This is a genomic window from Paracoccus sp. NSM (genome assembly GCF_052379855.1).
Classification (GTDB): Bacteria; Pseudomonadota; Alphaproteobacteria; order Rhodobacterales; family Rhodobacteraceae; genus Paracoccus.
Genome location: NZ_JBQTCG010000001.1, coordinates 416846 through 432659, shown reverse-complemented (window position 1 = coordinate 432659; position 15814 = coordinate 416846). Strand labels below are relative to the sequence as shown.

General features: G+C 66.5%; 14 protein-coding genes. 4 read left to right on the top strand and 10 right to left on the bottom strand.

The window, feature by feature from the left end:
• Position 1: 1 nt before the first annotated feature.
• The 6 genes from ACTZWU_RS02020 to ACTZWU_RS01995 form a co-directional block, all read right to left on the bottom strand.
• The gene (locus ACTZWU_RS02020) at positions 2–823 is read right to left on the bottom strand and encodes an ABC transporter ATP-binding protein (RefSeq protein ID WP_444735679.1); all 822 of its coding nucleotides are present in this window, start codon (positions 821–823) and stop codon (positions 2–4) included.
• Positions 824–883: 60 nt separating this feature from the next.
• On the bottom strand, positions 884–2164 hold the full coding sequence (locus ACTZWU_RS02015) for an ABC transporter substrate-binding protein (protein ID WP_444735678.1): 1281 nt from the start codon (positions 2162–2164) through the stop codon (positions 884–886).
• Between the two features lie 53 nt (positions 2165–2217).
• The gene (locus ACTZWU_RS02010) at positions 2218–3294 is read right to left on the bottom strand and encodes a branched-chain amino acid ABC transporter permease (RefSeq protein ID WP_444735677.1); all 1077 of its coding nucleotides are present in this window, start codon (positions 3292–3294) and stop codon (positions 2218–2220) included.
• 85 nt (positions 3295–3379) lie between these two features.
• Positions 3380–4366 (bottom strand): branched-chain amino acid ABC transporter permease, encoded by a 987-nt coding sequence (locus ACTZWU_RS02005; RefSeq protein ID WP_444735676.1) that lies wholly within the window; start codon positions 4364–4366, stop codon positions 3380–3382.
• 33 nt (positions 4367–4399) lie between these two features.
• Complete coding sequence (locus ACTZWU_RS02000) at positions 4400–5221, bottom strand: ABC transporter ATP-binding protein (protein WP_444735675.1); 822 nt, start codon at positions 5219–5221, stop codon at positions 4400–4402.
• The gene (locus tag ACTZWU_RS01995; protein WP_444735674.1) at positions 5218–7194 is read right to left on the bottom strand and encodes an AMP-binding protein; all 1977 of its coding nucleotides are present in this window, start codon (positions 7192–7194) and stop codon (positions 5218–5220) included. Before ACTZWU_RS01995 ends, ACTZWU_RS02000 begins: the two co-directional genes overlap by 4 nt.
• A 186-nt stretch (positions 7195–7380) precedes the next feature.
• Here ACTZWU_RS01995 and ACTZWU_RS01990 point away from each other — a divergent pair, with 186 nt between their 5' ends.
• Positions 7381–9282, top strand: coding sequence for a PAS-domain containing protein (locus ACTZWU_RS01990; protein WP_444735673.1), 1902 nt, complete (start codon positions 7381–7383; stop codon positions 9280–9282).
• Positions 9279–9980 (top strand): response regulator transcription factor, encoded by a 702-nt coding sequence (locus ACTZWU_RS01985; RefSeq protein WP_444735672.1) that lies wholly within the window; start codon positions 9279–9281, stop codon positions 9978–9980. The genes ACTZWU_RS01990 and ACTZWU_RS01985 overlap by 4 nt, the downstream gene beginning before the upstream one ends.
• 232 nt (positions 9981–10212) lie before the next feature.
• Here the strand turns inward: ACTZWU_RS01985 and ACTZWU_RS01980 are convergent, their stop codons facing one another.
• The gene (locus ACTZWU_RS01980) at positions 10213–11664 is read right to left on the bottom strand and encodes an aldehyde dehydrogenase family protein (RefSeq protein ID WP_444735883.1); all 1452 of its coding nucleotides are present in this window, start codon (positions 11662–11664) and stop codon (positions 10213–10215) included.
• 164 nt (positions 11665–11828) lie between these two features.
• Here ACTZWU_RS01980 and ACTZWU_RS01975 point away from each other — a divergent pair, with 164 nt between their 5' ends.
• Positions 11829–12485, top strand: coding sequence for a redoxin domain-containing protein (locus ACTZWU_RS01975; protein ID WP_444735671.1), 657 nt, complete (start codon positions 11829–11831; stop codon positions 12483–12485).
• Positions 12486–12491: 6 nt separating this feature from the next.
• On the opposite strand, the gene ACTZWU_RS01970 is transcribed toward ACTZWU_RS01975, so the two are convergent.
• Together ACTZWU_RS01970 and ACTZWU_RS01965 are read right to left on the bottom strand one after the other, a co-directional pair.
• Positions 12492–13313: a glycosyltransferase family 2 protein gene (locus ACTZWU_RS01970; protein ID WP_444735670.1), complete on the bottom strand. Its 822-nt coding sequence runs from the start codon at positions 13311–13313 to the stop codon at positions 12492–12494.
• A 42-nt stretch (positions 13314–13355) separates the two neighbouring features.
• Complete coding sequence (locus tag ACTZWU_RS01965; protein WP_444735669.1) at positions 13356–14195, bottom strand: XdhC family protein; 840 nt, start codon at positions 14193–14195, stop codon at positions 13356–13358.
• Between the two features lie 163 nt (positions 14196–14358).
• On the opposite strand from ACTZWU_RS01965, the gene ACTZWU_RS01960 reads away from it, so the two are divergent.
• Positions 14359–14745, top strand: a complete 387-nt coding sequence (locus ACTZWU_RS01960; RefSeq protein ID WP_444735668.1) for a hypothetical protein — start codon at positions 14359–14361, stop codon at positions 14743–14745.
• A 54-nt stretch (positions 14746–14799) separates the two neighbouring features.
• Here the strand turns inward: ACTZWU_RS01960 and ACTZWU_RS01955 are convergent, their stop codons facing one another.
• Positions 14800–15810 (bottom strand): cytochrome d ubiquinol oxidase subunit II, encoded by a 1011-nt coding sequence (locus ACTZWU_RS01955; RefSeq protein WP_444735882.1) that lies wholly within the window; start codon positions 15808–15810, stop codon positions 14800–14802.
• Positions 15811–15814 lie beyond the last annotated feature (4 nt).

Here is a 15814-nt window from a genome sequence, read left to right as displayed (position 1 = left end):
CTCAGGCCAGCCAGCGCTTGCGGCGGCGATAACTGCGCACCTCGCGGAAGGACTTTCGTCCCGCGTCGGACATGCCCAGATAGAATTCCTTGACGTCGGGGTTCTCGCGCAGCTGGGCGGCGGGGCCGTCCATCACGATGCGCCCGTTCTCCATGATGTAGCCGTAATGGGCGAAGCGCAGCGCGACGTTGGTGTTCTGTTCGGCCAGAAGGAAGGTGACACCTTCGCCCTCGTTCACCGCCTTGACGATCTGGAAGATCTGCTCGACCAGCTGCGGGGCCAGACCCATCGAGGGCTCGTCCAGCAGGATCATCTCGGGGCGCGACATCAGCGCGCGACCCATCGCCGTCATCTGCTGTTCCCCGCCCGAGGTGTAGCCCGCCTGGCTTTTGCGGCGTTCCTTGAGGCGCGGGAAGTATTCATAGACCATCTCGAGATCGCGCTTGATCGCGGCGGCCCCGTCGCGGCGGGTATAGGCGCCGGTCAGCAGGTTCTCTTCGACCGTCAGGTGTTCAAAGCAGTGGCGGCCCTCCATCACCTGGATGACGCCCTGCCGCACCAGCGCGGCCGGATCGGCGGCGCCGACGGGCTTGCCGCGATAGCTGATGCTGCCCTTCGTCACCTCGCCCCGTTCCGAGGCCAGCAGGTTCGAGATCGCCTTGAGCGTGGTGGTCTTGCCCGCCCCGTTGCCGCCCAGAAGCGCGGTGATGCCGCCCTTCGGGACCGACAGGCTGACGCCCTTCAGCACAAGGATGACGTGGTTGTAGATCACTTCGATGTTGTTCACATCCAGAAGCGTCTCGCGGTGTTCGGTGTCGAACATGGGCATCCCCCCGGTGATGGCGTGGGACCGGCGGCAGCGGGGCCGCCGCCGGTCTGGACCTCAGTTGCAGCGCGGCGTGATGCCCGATTCCTGCGCGAAGGCGGCGCTGTCGGCCTCGATCAGCGGGTTCAGAACATCCGCGTCCGGCTCGATGAAGTCGGTGATCAGCGACCATTGCGCGTCACCGGCACTCCATTGCTGAAGACGCGCCAGACCGTCGCCGCCGTGGTTTTCGCAGGACAGGCTGACCGGCTGGCCGAAATCGGGCAGGCCCAGTTCGGCCATGCGCTCAGCGGTGATGTTCAGCGCCTCGAACCCGTCGCGGACCTGCGCCGCGTTCACGTCGGGCGTGCCGGCCAGTTCCTGCGCGGTGCGGATCGCCTCGGCGATGACGACGGCGGCATAGACGCCGCGCGAATAGAGCACGCTGCCCATCTGATCGCCCGCGCCCGACGCCTTGCCGGCGTCAAAGACATATTGCTGCATGTCATCGTAAAGCGGGTAGTCGCGGCCCACCCCGTGGAAGGTCAGCGCCTTGTAGCCATCCGCCCCGGCACCCGCCGCGCGCACGTCGTTTTCCGAACCCGACCACCAGATGCCGATGAACTTGTCCATCGGGAAGCGGATGTTCACGGCCTCCTGAATGGCGACCTGGTTCATCACGCCCCAGGCATACATGATCACGTAATCGGGCCGGTCGCGGCGGATCTGAAGCCATTGTGACTTCTGTTCCTGACCCGGCGCATCGACCGGCAGCAGGGTCAGGTCGAACCCGTGCTTTGCCGACAGTTCCTCAAGCGTGCGGATCGGCTCTTTGCCATAGGCGCTGTTGTGATAGACCAGCGCGATCTTCTTGCCCGACAGGTCGCCCCCCTCCTGGTCGAGGATGTGCTTGACCGCGACCGAGGCGCCGTCCCAGTAATTCGCGGGCGCGTTGAACACCCATTCAAAGACCGAGCCGTTCTTGGCCGAGGTCCTCCCGTAGCCCGGCGTGTACAGCGTGATGCCGTCCACGGCGACGCGCGGGATCAGCTGATAGGTGATGCCGGTGGACAGCGGGTTCAGCACCAGCGGGTTCTGCGGACGCAGCGATTCGTAGCACTCGACGCCCTTTTCGGTGTTGTAGGCCGTTTCGCATTCCGGCACCGCCACCCGCACGCCGCCGATGCCGCCATCGCGTTCGTTCAGCAGGGTGAAGTAGTCGTTGAACCCGTCTGCATAGGGAATGCCGTTGGCCGCATAGGGGCCGGTCCGATAGGACATGTTCGGCACGACCAGATCGGCCAGAACGGGGCTGGCGGCCAGAATGGCGGCGGCCAGGGTGGTGAAGCTCAGTTTCATTGCGGGGTCTCCTCCCAGAGATGATGCCGGTTGCCCGGTTCTTGCAGTGAAAGTCAGTGCGGGAACGGCCAGAGGCGCAGTTTTTCCTTGGCCAGGCTCCAGAGCCGCGCAAGGCCGTGCGGCTCGACGATCAGGAACAGCACGATCAGCGCGCCCACGATCATCAATTCGATATGGGCGGCCAGATCGGTGGGCCAGCCCATGCCGCCGACCAGCAGGTTCTTCAGCAGGACCGGCAGCAGGACCAGGAAGGCCGCGCCCGCGAAGCTGCCGAAGATACTGCCAAGCCCGCCGATGATGATCATGAACAGGACCAGAAAGCTCTTGTTGATGCCGAAAGCCTCGCCCACCTCGGCCGCGCCCAGATAGACCGCGAAGAGAAGCGCGCCGGCGATGCCGATGAAGAAGCTGCTGACCGCAAAGGCCGAGAGTTTCGCGCCAAGGGGGTTCACGCCGATGATCTCGGCCGCGATGTCCATGTCGCGGATCGCCATCCATTTGCGCCCAAGTGTGCCACGCGTCAGGTTGCGCGCCATCCAGGCCAGGGCAAAGGCGAAGACCAGGCAGATCAGGTACTTCGCCGGGGCCGTGGCGGTCGGGCCGGTGACGGCATGGTCCAGAACGGTCCGCGTCGGCGCGTTGATCTGCCCCGAGGCCGAGTAATTGTAGAACCACGGCACCTTGTTGAAGAGCCAGACCAGGAAGAACTGCGCGGCCAGCGTGGCGACGGCCAGGTAGAAGCCCTTGATGCGCAGGCTGGGCAGACCGAACATGACCCCCACCATCGCCGTGATGCCGCCCGCCAGCAGGATGTGGATGACGATGTTCACATCCGGGAAGGCGGTCATCAGCTTGTAGACCGCATAGGCGCCCACCGCCATGAAGCCGCCCGTCCCCAGGCTGACCTGACCCGCATAGCCGGTCAGGATGTTCAGCCCGAGCGCCGCGATGGCGTAGATCAGGAAGGGCACAAGAACCGCGTTGGCCCAGTAATCGTTGATGACGAAGGGGATGATCCCGAAAGCCACCGCCAGCGTGATGTAATAGCCCCACCGGTCCAGCCGGATCGGGAAGGTCTGGCTGTCGTCACGGTAGCTGGTCTTGAAGTCGCCTGCCTCGCGGTAGATCATCGTGTCACCTCGTCTCGGGCCGGGTCGGCGGGGGCCAGCCCCCGCACCCCCGGGATATTTGGATGAAGAAGAAGGGGCATGGTTGTCAGACCCTCTCGATGATGCGTTCGCCGAAGAGGCCCTGCGGTCGGAAGACCAGGAAGACGAGGGCCAGGACATAGGCGAACCAGTTCTCGGTCGCGCCGCCGACCATCGGGCCGATGGCGAATTCGAAGAGTTTCTCGCCTACGCCGATGATCAGGCCGCCCACGATGGCGCCGGGGATCGAGGTAAAGCCGCCCAGCATCAGGACCGGCAGCGCCTTGAGCGCGATCAGCGACAGGCTGAACTGCACGCCCGACTTGGTGCCCCACATGATGCCCGCGACCAGCGCGACGAAGCCCGCGATCGACCAGACCATGACCCAGATGAAGCGTAGCGAGATGCCGACCGACAGCGCGGCCTGATGGTCGTCGGCCACCGCGCGCATGGCGCGGCCCTGCTTGGTGTATTGCGAAAAGGCCACCAGGGCGACGACCAGCAGCGCCGCGATCACGGTCGCCCAGATGTCGAGCCGGTCGATGAAGAAGCCGTAGCCGAACCAGTTGGCCGTCACCTCCTCGACCGTGTCCGAGATGCCCTGGGGCAGGCCCACATCCAGCGTCTTGATGTCGGCGCCCCACATCACGTCGCCCAGACCTTCGAGGAAGTAGGCCAGGCCGATCGTCGCCATGAAGAGGATGATCGGCTCCTGCCCGACGAGGTGCTGGAGGACCAGTTTCTCGATCAGGAAGGCCAGAAGCACCATGACCCCTGCCGTCAGCAGGATCGCCAGCACCGAGGGCACCGTCCAGCCGAAATGGTGCAGCGAGGTGCCGAAAGCCGCGTTGATCAGGTGCGCGAAGGGGATCTGCCCGTTCTGGATGCCCACCAGCGTCAGCGCCGCGAATAGCGCCAGCACCCCCTGGGCGTAGTTGAACACCCCCGAGGCCTTGAAGATCAGCACGAAGCCAAGGGCGACAAGCGCATACATCACGCCGGTCATCAGCCCGTTCAGCACGACCTCGGCGGCAAAGATAAGCTGGTCCATCATTCGGTCCCCCGATTGGCTGCGTCAGTGGCGCGTTCAGTCATGGGCCACCCCCAGATAGGCGTCGATCACGGCCTGATTGCTGCGCACCTCGGCGGGCGTGCCGTCGCCGATCTTCTTGCCGTAATCCATCACGACGACCCGGTCCGACAGGTCCATGACCACGCCCATGTCGTGTTCGATCAGGCAGATCGTGGTGCCGAACTCGTCGTTTACGTCGAGGATGAAGCGGGACATGTCCTCTTTTTCCTCGACGTTCATGCCGGCCATCGGCTCGTCCAGCAGCAGCAGCTGCGGCTCGGCGGCCAGGGCGCGGGCCAGTTCCACGCGTTTCTTCAGGCCATAGGGCAGGCGCCCGACGGGCGTCTTGCGGATGTTCTGGATCTCGAGGAAGTCGATGATCTTCTCGACGGCCTCGCGGTTCTCGTTCTCTTCGCGCTCGGCGCTGCCCCACCACATCGCCTGGGCGAGAAACCCCGCCTTCATGCGGTTCAGCCGCCCGGTCATGATGTTGTCCAGAACCGACATCCCGTCGAACAGCGCGATGTTCTGGAAGGTGCGCGCGATGCCGAGGCGCGCGACCTGATAGGGTTTCATCGGGCCGCGGCGATAGCCCTTGAACCAGACCTCGCCCTCTTGCGGGGTGTAGAAACCCGAGATGATGTTCAGCATCGAGGACTTGCCCGCCCCGTTCGGGCCGATGATCGCGCGGATCTCGCCCTGGCGGATGTCGAAGCTGATATCCTTGATCGCCACCACGCCGCCGAAGCGCAGGGTGATATTCTTCAGTTCCATCAGCACCCCGCCGATCTGGCGGCCATCAGGGGTGACGTAACCTTCGGTGGTCATCTGGTTCATTGGGCGGCCACCTTCTGCTGGCGCTTGTCGCCGAAGACCGGGGCATCCTCGATGCGCAAGGTGGCCTTGATGCTGCCCTTGCGGCCATCTTCGTAGGTCACTTCGGTTTCGGTATAGACGCTGTTCGATCCGTCATAGAGCGCGGTCACGAGGTCGGCGAACTTCTCGCTGATGACCGAGCGGCGGACCTTGCGGGTGCGCGTCATCTCGCCGTCATCGGGGTCCAGTTCCTTGTGCAGCACCAGGAAGCGGTGGATCTGGCAGCCCGACAGCATCGGGTCCGACGCGACCGAGCGGTTCACCTCGGCCACGTGTTCGCGGATGGTCTGATAGACCTGCGGATGCGCGGCCAGTTCCTGATAGCTGCCATAGGCGATGTTGTTGCGCTCGGCCCAGTTGCCCACGGCGGTCAGGTCGATGTTGATCATCGCGGTGCAGAAATCGCGGCCATTGCCGATCACCACGGCCTCTAGGATGTTGGGATAGAATTTCAGCTTGTTCTCGACATATTTGGGCGCGAACATCGTCCCGTCGGCCATGCGGCCCACATCCTTGGCGCGGTCGATGATCCGCAGATGGCCGCTTTCCTTATCGAAGAAGCCCGCATCGCCGGTGGCCACCCAACCCTCGGCATCCTTGGTCGAGGCCGTGCTTTCGGGGTTCTTGTAATAGGACATGAACGTGCCGGGGCTGCGATAGAACACCTCGCCCGTCTCGGCGATGCGGACCTCGACGCCGGGCGAAGGCACGCCGACCGTATCCGAGCGGACCTGCCCGTCGGGCTGCTGGGTGATGAACACGCTGGCCTCGGTCTGGCCGTAAAGCTGCTTGAGGTTGATCCCAAGCGCCCGGTAGAAATCGAAGATCTCGGGGCCGATCGCCTCGCCCGCCGTGTAGCCCACGCGGATGCGGCTATAGCCAAGGGTGTTCTTCAGCGGCCCGATCACCAGCAGTTTGCCAAGCGCATAGGACAGCCGGTCCATCGCGCCGACCGGGCGGCCATCCAGAAGCGCAGGCCCGACGCGGCGCGCGACACCCATAAAGTGCCGGAACAGGCCGCGTTTCAGGCGGCCGGCGTCCTCCATCCGGATCATCACGCTGGTCAGCTGGCCCTCGAAGACGCGGGGCGGGGCAAAGAAATAGGTCGGCCCGATCTCGCGCAGGTCGGTCATCATCGTATGCGCGCCCTCGGGGCAGTTCACGGTAAAGCCGCACCACATCGCCTGACCCATCGAGAAGATGAAATCGCCCACCCAGGCCATCGGCAGATAGGCGACGATCTCTTCGCGCTGGTCCAGCCGGTCGAATTCGGCGCTGTTCTTCGCGGTCTCGATGATGTTGCGGTTCGACAGGACCACGCCCTTGGGCTTGCCGGTCGTGCCGCTGGTATACAGCATCACGCAGGTCGAATCGTAATCCAGCGCGGCGATGCGGCGGTCCAGTTCCGCCCCCAGACGCTGCGCGGCGGCGCGGCCCTCGGCCTGCACATCGGCCAGCGCGTTCATGCTGGCATGGTCGTATTTCCGCATGCCGCGCTTGTCGGTATAGACGATCTGCTCGACGCCCTGAACGGTCTGTCCGACCTCCAGCACCTTGTCGACCTGCTCCTGATCGCCGCAGAGGACGAAGCGCGCGCCGCAATGTTCCAGCACATAGGCCATCTCTTCGGCGACCGCGTCCTGATACAGCGGCACCGGCACCGCGCCGCACATCTGCGCCGCGATCATGCCCCAGTAATGCGCCGGGCGGTTGCGCCCGATGATCGCCATGTGATCGCCCGGCTTCAGCCCAAGCGCCAGCAGCCCAAGGGCCAGCGCCCGGATCTCGTCTGCAGCCTCGGCCCAGGTCCAGCTTTGCCAGATCCCGAATTCCTTTTCGCGATAGGCGGGCCGGTTGCCGAAACGGGCCACATTCCGCGCCAGAAGCGCGGGCACAGATCGCAATTCGCCCGAAGGCGTCAGCCGCTCTGCCATGTTTCCTCCCTCATGCGCGGATCGCGCCTGTTCGCCGGGCCTCCCCGCCCTTGTGCGAACGGGACCCAGTCTTGTCCGCAATCCTTGCCGCAGTTTTTCCGGATTCCAACGAAATGTTACGGCGCTTTCGGCGCGTGACGCAGGGTGCTATCCCCGACAAAGGGGGGCAGCCAAGGGGACGGGGCCATGCACCAGCCGGTGATCGACACGGCGCTGACACAGGCGGAGATCGAGGCAGAGCTGATCCGTTCGGGCCTGAACCTGATCGGTCAGGCCCTGTCGATCTTTGACGCCGACCTGCGGTTGCGGGTGGCGAACCGGCAGTATCAGGCGATGTTCGATCTGCCCGACGCGCTGACCCTGCCCGGCACACGGTTCGAGGACACGATCCGCTTTCTGGTCCTGCGCGGCGAATACGGCCCCCAGCCCGACCCCGATTCGGCGGTGGCCTTCCGCGTCGAACAGGCCCGCGCCTTCCGGCCGCACTACTTCGAACGCGAACGCGCCGATGGCCGGTGGGTCGCGGTCGAGGGCGCGCCCCTGTCGCAGGGCGGCTGGGTCACGGTCTATACCGACATAACCGACATCAAGCAGCAAGAGGCCCTGCTGCGGGCGCGATCCGACGCGCTGTCCGATCAGGTGCTGCACCATGCCGAACGGCTGGCAGCGGCGAACCGCAAGCTGGCCGCCACCAACGCCGCCCTGTCCGAGGCGCAGCGCATCCTGACCCGGACCGAGGCCCGAACGCGGCAAGTGACCGAGATGGTCCCCGCCCATATCGCCCATATGGACGCGCAGTTCCGCTATACCTTCTCGAATCGCAGGCTGGCCTCGGTCTTTCCGGGGGCGGCCAGCGACATCATCGGCAAGACGGTCGAACAGGCGCATGGCGCGGAAACCTTCGCCACGCTGGAACCCCATATGCGCCGGGCCTTGGCGGGCGAGGCGCAGGTCTTCGAGATCACGCATCCCATATCCGGGCGGCGCATCCGCATCGCCCTGACCCCCGACCGCGAGGGGCAGGGCGTCTATATCCTGTCCACCGATGTCTCGGCCGAGGTGCAGGCCCGCGAGGCGCTGGCCCATGCCAGCCGCCGCAGCCTGGCCGCGCAGCTGACCTCCGGCATGGCGCATGATTTCGGCAATCTGCTGACGATCATCCTGGGGCTGCAATCGCGTCTGGCAGCCCGCGACCTGCCCGATGACGCAGCTGATGATGTCGAGGCCACCTTAGCCGCAGCCCGCCGCGGCGTCGCGCTGCTGGAAGGTCTGTCGCGGATCAGCGCGCCGCGCGACCTGACGCCCGAGCCTGCGCTTCTGTCGCGCCTGCTGCCGCAACTGGCGCGGCTGGCCCGCCCCAGCCTGTCCGAGGGGACGGACCTGCACCTGGAACTGGACCTGCCCGACGGCCAGGTCCTTCTGGACCCCGGCGCACTTCAGGATTCGCTGCTGAACCTGATCCTGAACGCCAATGCCGCCATGACCGGGCCGGGACAGATCACGCTGAGCGCACGCCAGAACGGCGACTGGCTCGAACTGACCGTCTGGGATACAGGGCCGGGCTTCACTCCCGAGGCGCTGAAACGCGCGACCGAGCCCTTCTACAGCACCAAGAAGGGGCGCGGCTCGGGGCTGGGGCTGTCGATGGTCTATGACCAGACCAAGCTGGCGGGCGGCACGCTGCGGCTGGACAACAACCCCGAAGGCGGCGCGCGGGTGACGCTGCGCCTGCCCTGGCGGCCGGTCGCGCCGCAGATGGTGCTTCTGGCCGAGGATGACGACGCGATCCGCGCCGAGGTGCGCGACCAGCTGACCGGGCTTGGCCATTCGGTGATCGAGGCCGCCTCACTGGCCGAGGCCCGCGCGCTCTCGGACCTGCCCGGCCTGACGCTGATCCTGTCGGACATCCAGCTGGGCGACGGTCTGGGCCACGAATTGTCCGGACGCGGCCTGCCGCTGGTGCTGATGACCTCGCTGCCCGCGGGCGACGAATTGCGCGACTGCGCCAGCGGCCCGGTCCTGACGAAACCCTTCCCGCCCGCCCGCCTCGCCGCCGCGCTAGCCTCTGCCACAAAGGCCCTGCCATGACCGACACACCCCTGATCGCGATTCTCGACGACGAGCCGGAAATCCGCCGCCTGCTGTCGGCCGCACTGGAGGATGCGGGCTTCCGCACCCAATCCTTCGCCCGCGCCACCGAATTCGAGGCCGCGCTGCGCCGCATCACCCCCGATGCCTGCCTGATCGACCTGGGCCTGCCCGACCGCGACGGGCTGGCGCTGGTCCACCGCCTGGCCAGCGACACGGGTGCGGCCATCATCATCATCTCGGGACGCGCGCAGGTGCAGGACCGGGTGACGGGCCTCGAACTGGGCGCGGACGACTACATCATCAAGCCCTTCGAGCCCGCCGAGGTCGTGGCCCGGATCCGGGCACGCCTGCGCCGCCCGGCGCAAAGCCAGACGGCCCGCGCCCAGAACATCCGCTTCGCGGGCTGGCACGCGGATTTCGACCGCTACATGCTGACCGCGCCCGACGGCACGGAAACACCCCTCAGCCATGCCGAAGCCGAGGTGCTGCGCCTCTTCACGGACAATCCCCGCCGCCTGATCACCCGCGCCCAGATGCTCGAGGCGCTTGGCGGGGCCGCGGGCGACAGCTTCGACCGCGCGATGGATGTCCGCATCTCGCGGCTCAGGACGAAACTGGGCGAAGACCCCAAGAACCCGCGCCTGATCAAGACGATCTACGGCGCGGGCTACATCTTCCTCGCCGAAATCGGCTGAGCCTCCGCCACCACAGCCCCGGACGAACAGCCTGCGAAATTGCCCTGCCGGGCGGTGGCAGCGAAAGCCGGTCCCCATTGAGGGGACCGGCTTTCGCGCGGGGCCATGCCCCGCCTCGCCCCCTCGGGCCTGGCGTGCCACAAAGCCCCTTTGCCTTGGTCGAAATATCCCACAGGGGGGTCCGGGGGGACGTGAAGTCCCCCCGGCTTCGCCTGCCCGTCAGGGCAGGCAATCAGGCGTCAGTGTCCCAGCCGCTGATGGCCTTGCTGTCCATGAACTCCTCCAGCCCCATCACGCCGCCCTCGCGCGCACGGCCCGACATCTTGACCCCGCCAAAGGCCGAACCCGCCCCGCGCGAAACGCCGTTCATCTCGACCATGCCGGACCGCAACTGCCGCGCCACGCGGTTGCGGCGGGCACCGTCCTGCGACTGGACATAGTTCGTCAGGCCATAGGGCGTGTCATTGGCGATGCGGACGGCCTCTTCCTCGCTGTCAAAGGGGATGATCGACAGGACCGGACCAAAGATCTCCTGCTGGGCGATGGTCATGTCGTTGGTCACATCGGCAAAGACCGTGGGCCGCACGAAATAGCCGCGATTGACGCCCTCGGGCAGACCGGTGCCGCCAGCGACCAGCCGCGCGCCCTCGTCGATCCCGGCCTGGATCAGGCCCTGGATCTTGTCCCATTGCTGTTTGCTGACGACAGGTCCGATATGGCGGCCGGGCTGGTGCGCGCTGGCCACGGCGGTCTCGTTGGCGACCTTCGCGGCGATCTCGACCGCACGGTCATAGGCCGAGCGTTCGACCAGCATCCGGGTGGGCGCGTTGCAGGACTGCCCGCTATTGTAGAAGCAATGCCGCGCGCCGCGCACCACCGCCTTGTCGTCGGCATCGGCAAAGACGAGGTTCGCGCCCTTGCCGCCCAGTTCCAGACAGACCTTCTTCAGGCTGTCCGCCGCCGCCTTGCTGATCGCGATCCCCGCCCGCGTCGAGCCGGTGAAGCTGATCATCTCGACATCGGGGTGGACCGAAAGCTGGCTGCCCACGCCCTGCCCGTCACCATTCACCAGGTTGAAGACACCCGCAGGCACCCCGGCCTCGTCAAGGATCTCGGCAAAGACCATCGAGGACAGGGGCGCGATCTCGGACGGTTTCAGCACCGAGGTGTCGCCCGCCAGAAGCGCCGGGATCACCTTGAGCGTCACCTGGTTCATCGGCCAGTTCCAGGGCGTGATCAGGCCGACCACACCCACGGGCTCCCACGCGACGTTGCTGGTCGGGGCGTGATCGCCAAGCGGGCGCACGAAACGGAAATCGCGAAAGGCGGTGATGAAGTTGCGGATGTGGTAGCTGCCCGAATCGACCTGATCGCCAAGCGACATGTCGGTCGGGGCGCCCATCTCCAGCGTGATCGCACGGGCCATGTCGGGGGCGCGGCGCTCGTAGATCTCAAGGATCTTCTCGACCAGGGCCAGACGCTCGGCAGGGGGCGTCGCGGCCCATGCCGGAAAGGCGCGCTTGGCGGCGGCCACGGCGCGGTCTGTATCGGCCTGATCGCCAAGCGAGATCACCGCCACCGGTTCCTCGGTCGAGGGGTCGATCACCTCCAGATCGCGCGGCGCGGCGGGCGCCACCCAGGCACCGTCGATATAGAAGCTGCGCTTGTCCATCACTTCGGCCATGTGACCCTCCATCTGCGTTTCGTGCAAAGCCTGTCATTGCAAACCGCCCGCCGCAAGGCCGGTTCCGGGGCAGCCCGCCCGTTCGCGCGGCACTTCGCCCGCTCTGGCATTCGCGCGCAGGCTGCTTATGTTCAGCCCGAGCCAATCAACCGAAAGGACAGAGCATGTCCCTGCGCATCAACGACATCGCCCCCGACTTCACCGCCGAATCGACCGAAGGCACGATCCGCTTTCACGACTGGATCGGTGACGGCTACGCCATCGTCTTCAGCCATCCGCGCGACTTCACCCCGGTCTGCACGACGGAATTCGGCGCCGTCGCGCAGCTGGCCCCCGAATTCGAGGCCCGCAACACCAAGGTTCTGGGCGTCTCGGTGGACAGCGTGGACGATCACCGAAAGTGGAAGGCCGACATCGCCAAGGTGGCGGGTGTGCCGGCGAATTTCGCGATCATCGACGACAGCGATCTGGCCGTGGCCAAGGCCTATGACATGCTGCCCGCGGATTACTACCTGCCGACCGAAGGCCGCACGCCCGCGCATTCCGCGACCGTCCGCACGGTCTTCATCATCGGCCCGGACAAGAAGGTTCGCCTGACGATGACCTATCCGATGTCGGTCGGCCGCAACTTTGCCGAGATCCTGCGCGCGCTGGATGCCGTCCGCAAGACCGACGGCGTGCCGCTGGCCACCCCCGCGAACTGGGTGCCAGGTCAGGACGTGATCGTCGCGCTGGCGCTGGACGACAAGGCCGCTGCAGAGAAGTTCGGCCCCCTCGACATCAAGCTGCCCTATCTGCGCTATGCCAAGGACCCGGCATAAGCGACTCTAGTAACGGTCGAGCCCCTCGACGGGCTCGACCACCGGGACGCGTTCGACCGCCTCGGCCTCGTAGCGTTTGGCTTCGGTCAGGAAGGAATAGACCGCCCCCTTGGCGCAATGGATGAACCCCGGCCAGCCGCAGCGCCACATCCCGTGCCCCAGATACCAGCGCAGGAAAAAGACCGGCGGGCTGGCGATCATCTTCCACGGCCGCGCGTCTTTGCCATCGCGCCGACGCATCTGCGCCTTGAGGCTGGAATAGCGGTTTTCCTTGAGCATCTGGTCATGCAGCGGAATGGGGCTGTAATGCAGCAGGCCGCCCTCGCGCGCCTTGCGGACCTCTCCGTCGATCAGGATGCCCTCGTGGACAAGCGCATCCGTGTCAAAGCGGCCCTTGCCGCGCCGGAACAGCCGGTTGTGATAGCGTTCCCGCGCGGCGGGCGGCACGTAGCCGTAACCGTTGATGTAGTCGTAGCGGGTGATCCGCCAGCCATCGACGGCGGCATCGTCCAGCAGCCCGGCAAAGGCGCGCGACAGGCGCGGGCTGACCCGTTCGTCACTGTCGATGCTCAAGCACCAATCCTGCGTGCAATGGTCCAACGCGAACTGCTTCTGCGCGCCAAAGCCGCGCCAGGGCTCGTGGATGATGCGAAGCGGCAGGCCCTCGGCGCGCAGGGATTGCAGGATCTCGATCGTGCGGTCGGTCGAGCCGGAATCGACGGCCACGATCTCGCGGCAGAAGGCGACGCTGCGGATGCAGCGCTCGATCACCTTTTCCTCGTTCTGGCAGATGAGGAATGCCGATACCGGCAGCGTGCTCTGGCTCATGCGCGTCTCCTGTCCGGGCCTTCCCCTGCAAGGACCATAGCCTCACCCCCCGGTCAAGGTGGCGCCGCGCGGGGTCGTCGCAGCCGCGGCAAGCGCCTGATGGGCGGCGACAGCCCCGGCCAGGACCGACAGGGCCAGCGTCGCGGGATCGCGGGCGGCGGGGATCAGGCCGGCGGGGCTGTGCAGGCGCGACAGGCTGGCCGGGTCGTGCCGGGCGGCCAGACGCGCGGCCCGGCGCTGGCGGGCGTGGGCGCCGCCGATGGCGGCGATGTGGCAGGCCTCGCTGTCCAGCGCCCAGTCCAGGATGCCCTCGTCGCGTTCGTGGTCATGCGACAGCAGCAGCACTGCCGTCCATGGATCGGGGCGGCGCGCGGGCGGGCGGCCTGACGGGTTCAGCGCGCAAGAGATCCCCATGGCGCTGGCCAGGCGGGCCACGGCCTGACATTCGGGGGCCACGCCGAAGACCTCCAGCCGCAGGGGCGGCAGGCACAGGCGCTGCATATCAGCCGGGTCAGGCAGGTCCAGAGAAGCGGGCCGCCTGTCGCGCAGGGCGGACAGGGCGGCGCGGATCGCGCGGCGGTCAGGCGCGGGGTCGATCAGGATGTCCAGCCCACTGCCGCAGGGCAGGCGAAAGTCGATGATGTCCGAACCGCGCCCGTAGCGCAGTATCCTCGGGGCCTGCCCCCGCAAACGCTGCGCCTGAAGCGCCAGGTCGCGCTCAAGACAGCCATCGGCCAGCGATCCGCGCATCCGCCCGTCCCAGCCCACGGCCAGATGGGCACCCACCGCGCGCGAAAAGCTTCCCTCGACCCCGGTCAGGGTGCAAAGCGCGCCCTCGGACCCGGCCAGAAGGCGCAACGCGGCTAGATCCTGCGGGTTCATGCGGGGCTTGTCCTTGCAAGAATGGGCCGACCGGCAAGATAGGCGCGGCGCCGCGCGATTGCCAGAAATCCGGCGAAACCCCGCCGATCCCGACAGCGTGACGGGACCGTGGCGATCCGCGCGCGTTAAACCCGCCACAGATCGTCCGGATACGGAGAGAAAAATGACCAATACGACCATTTCTTCCGTCGCCGCCCTTGTCGCGGCGGCCCTGACTCTGGCGGCGACCCCCGCGATGGCGGGACCGGGCAAGGGTAACGGCCCGCACGGGGCCCAGTACGCGCAGGCCGGGCATTGCCCTCCGGGTCTGGCGAAGAAGAACCCGCCCTGTGTGCCTCCGGGGCAGGCGCGCCAAGGCGCATCAAGCCCGCGCGTGGGTGATGTGCTTCGCGTGGGCGACTACGTCGTGATCCGCGACCCCGCGCGCCATGACCTGCGGACCAGCCCGGACTGGCGCTATTATCGCGACGGCAACCGCGCCTATCGGATCGACCCGGAGACGCGGCGCGTTCTGGCGGTGGTCGAACTGATCGACGCCTTCGTGAACTGAAAACGCGATGCGGCCCGGCATCACGCCGGGCCGCAGGGAGGCTTGGGGCCGACCCTAGTAATAGGTCAGCTGCGTCGCCTTTCCGCGGAACACGGTATAGGTGAGGATCGAATAGGCCGCGATGATGGGCAGGACGATCAGCGCGCCGACCAGAATGATGATGAGGCTTTCAGGGGCCGAGGCGGCCTCGTAGATCGTCATCCGCTCGGGCACGACATAGGGATAGAAGGAATAGGCGAGGCCGCCGAAAGCCATGACGAAAAGCCCGGTGCCGATGGTGAACGGCGCCCAGGCCCACCGGTCGCCCGGCAGGGGCAGGCGCTGCAGAAGCCGCCACAGGACGTAAAGCAGCACCGCCGACAGGATCGGCAAGGGCGACAGATAAAGGATCGACGGGAAAGAGAACCACTTTTCCCAGATCCGCCCGCTGACCAGCGGCGTCGCCATCGAGATCGCGGCGATGCCGAACAGCACCCCCCAGATCCCGCCGCGCGCCCATGCGACGGCCTTGCGCTGCAACGGCCCCTCGGCCTTGGCGATGATCCAGCTTGCGCCGATGAAGCTGTAGCCCACCGTCAGGAACAGCGCCGTCAGCACGCCAAAGGCGATGGTCGCGGGCGTGATGACCAGCCCGGTGACGTAAAGCCCCAGCATGAAGCCCTGCGACAAAGACGCCATCAGGCTGCCCGCAAAGAACGCCCGGTTCCAGGCCCCGCGATGGCGCGTCGGCGCCTTGACGCGGAACTCGAACGCGACGCCGCGCAGGATCAGCCCGATCAGCATGACCGCGACCGGCAGGTAAAGCGCGGTCAGGATCGTGCCATGCGCGACCGGGAAAGCCACCAGCAGGATGCCGATGGCCATGACCAGCCAGGTCTCGTTGGCGTCCCAGAAGGGGCCGATCGAGGCGACCATGCGGTCGCGCTCGTCGCCGTCGGCAAAGGGGAACAGCAACCCCACGCCAAGGTCAAAGCCGTCAAGGACGACATAGACCAGGATCGAGATGCCCATCAGCACCGCAAAGGCGAAGGGCAGCCAGATGGCGGGGTCTCCGAACAGGGTCATCATG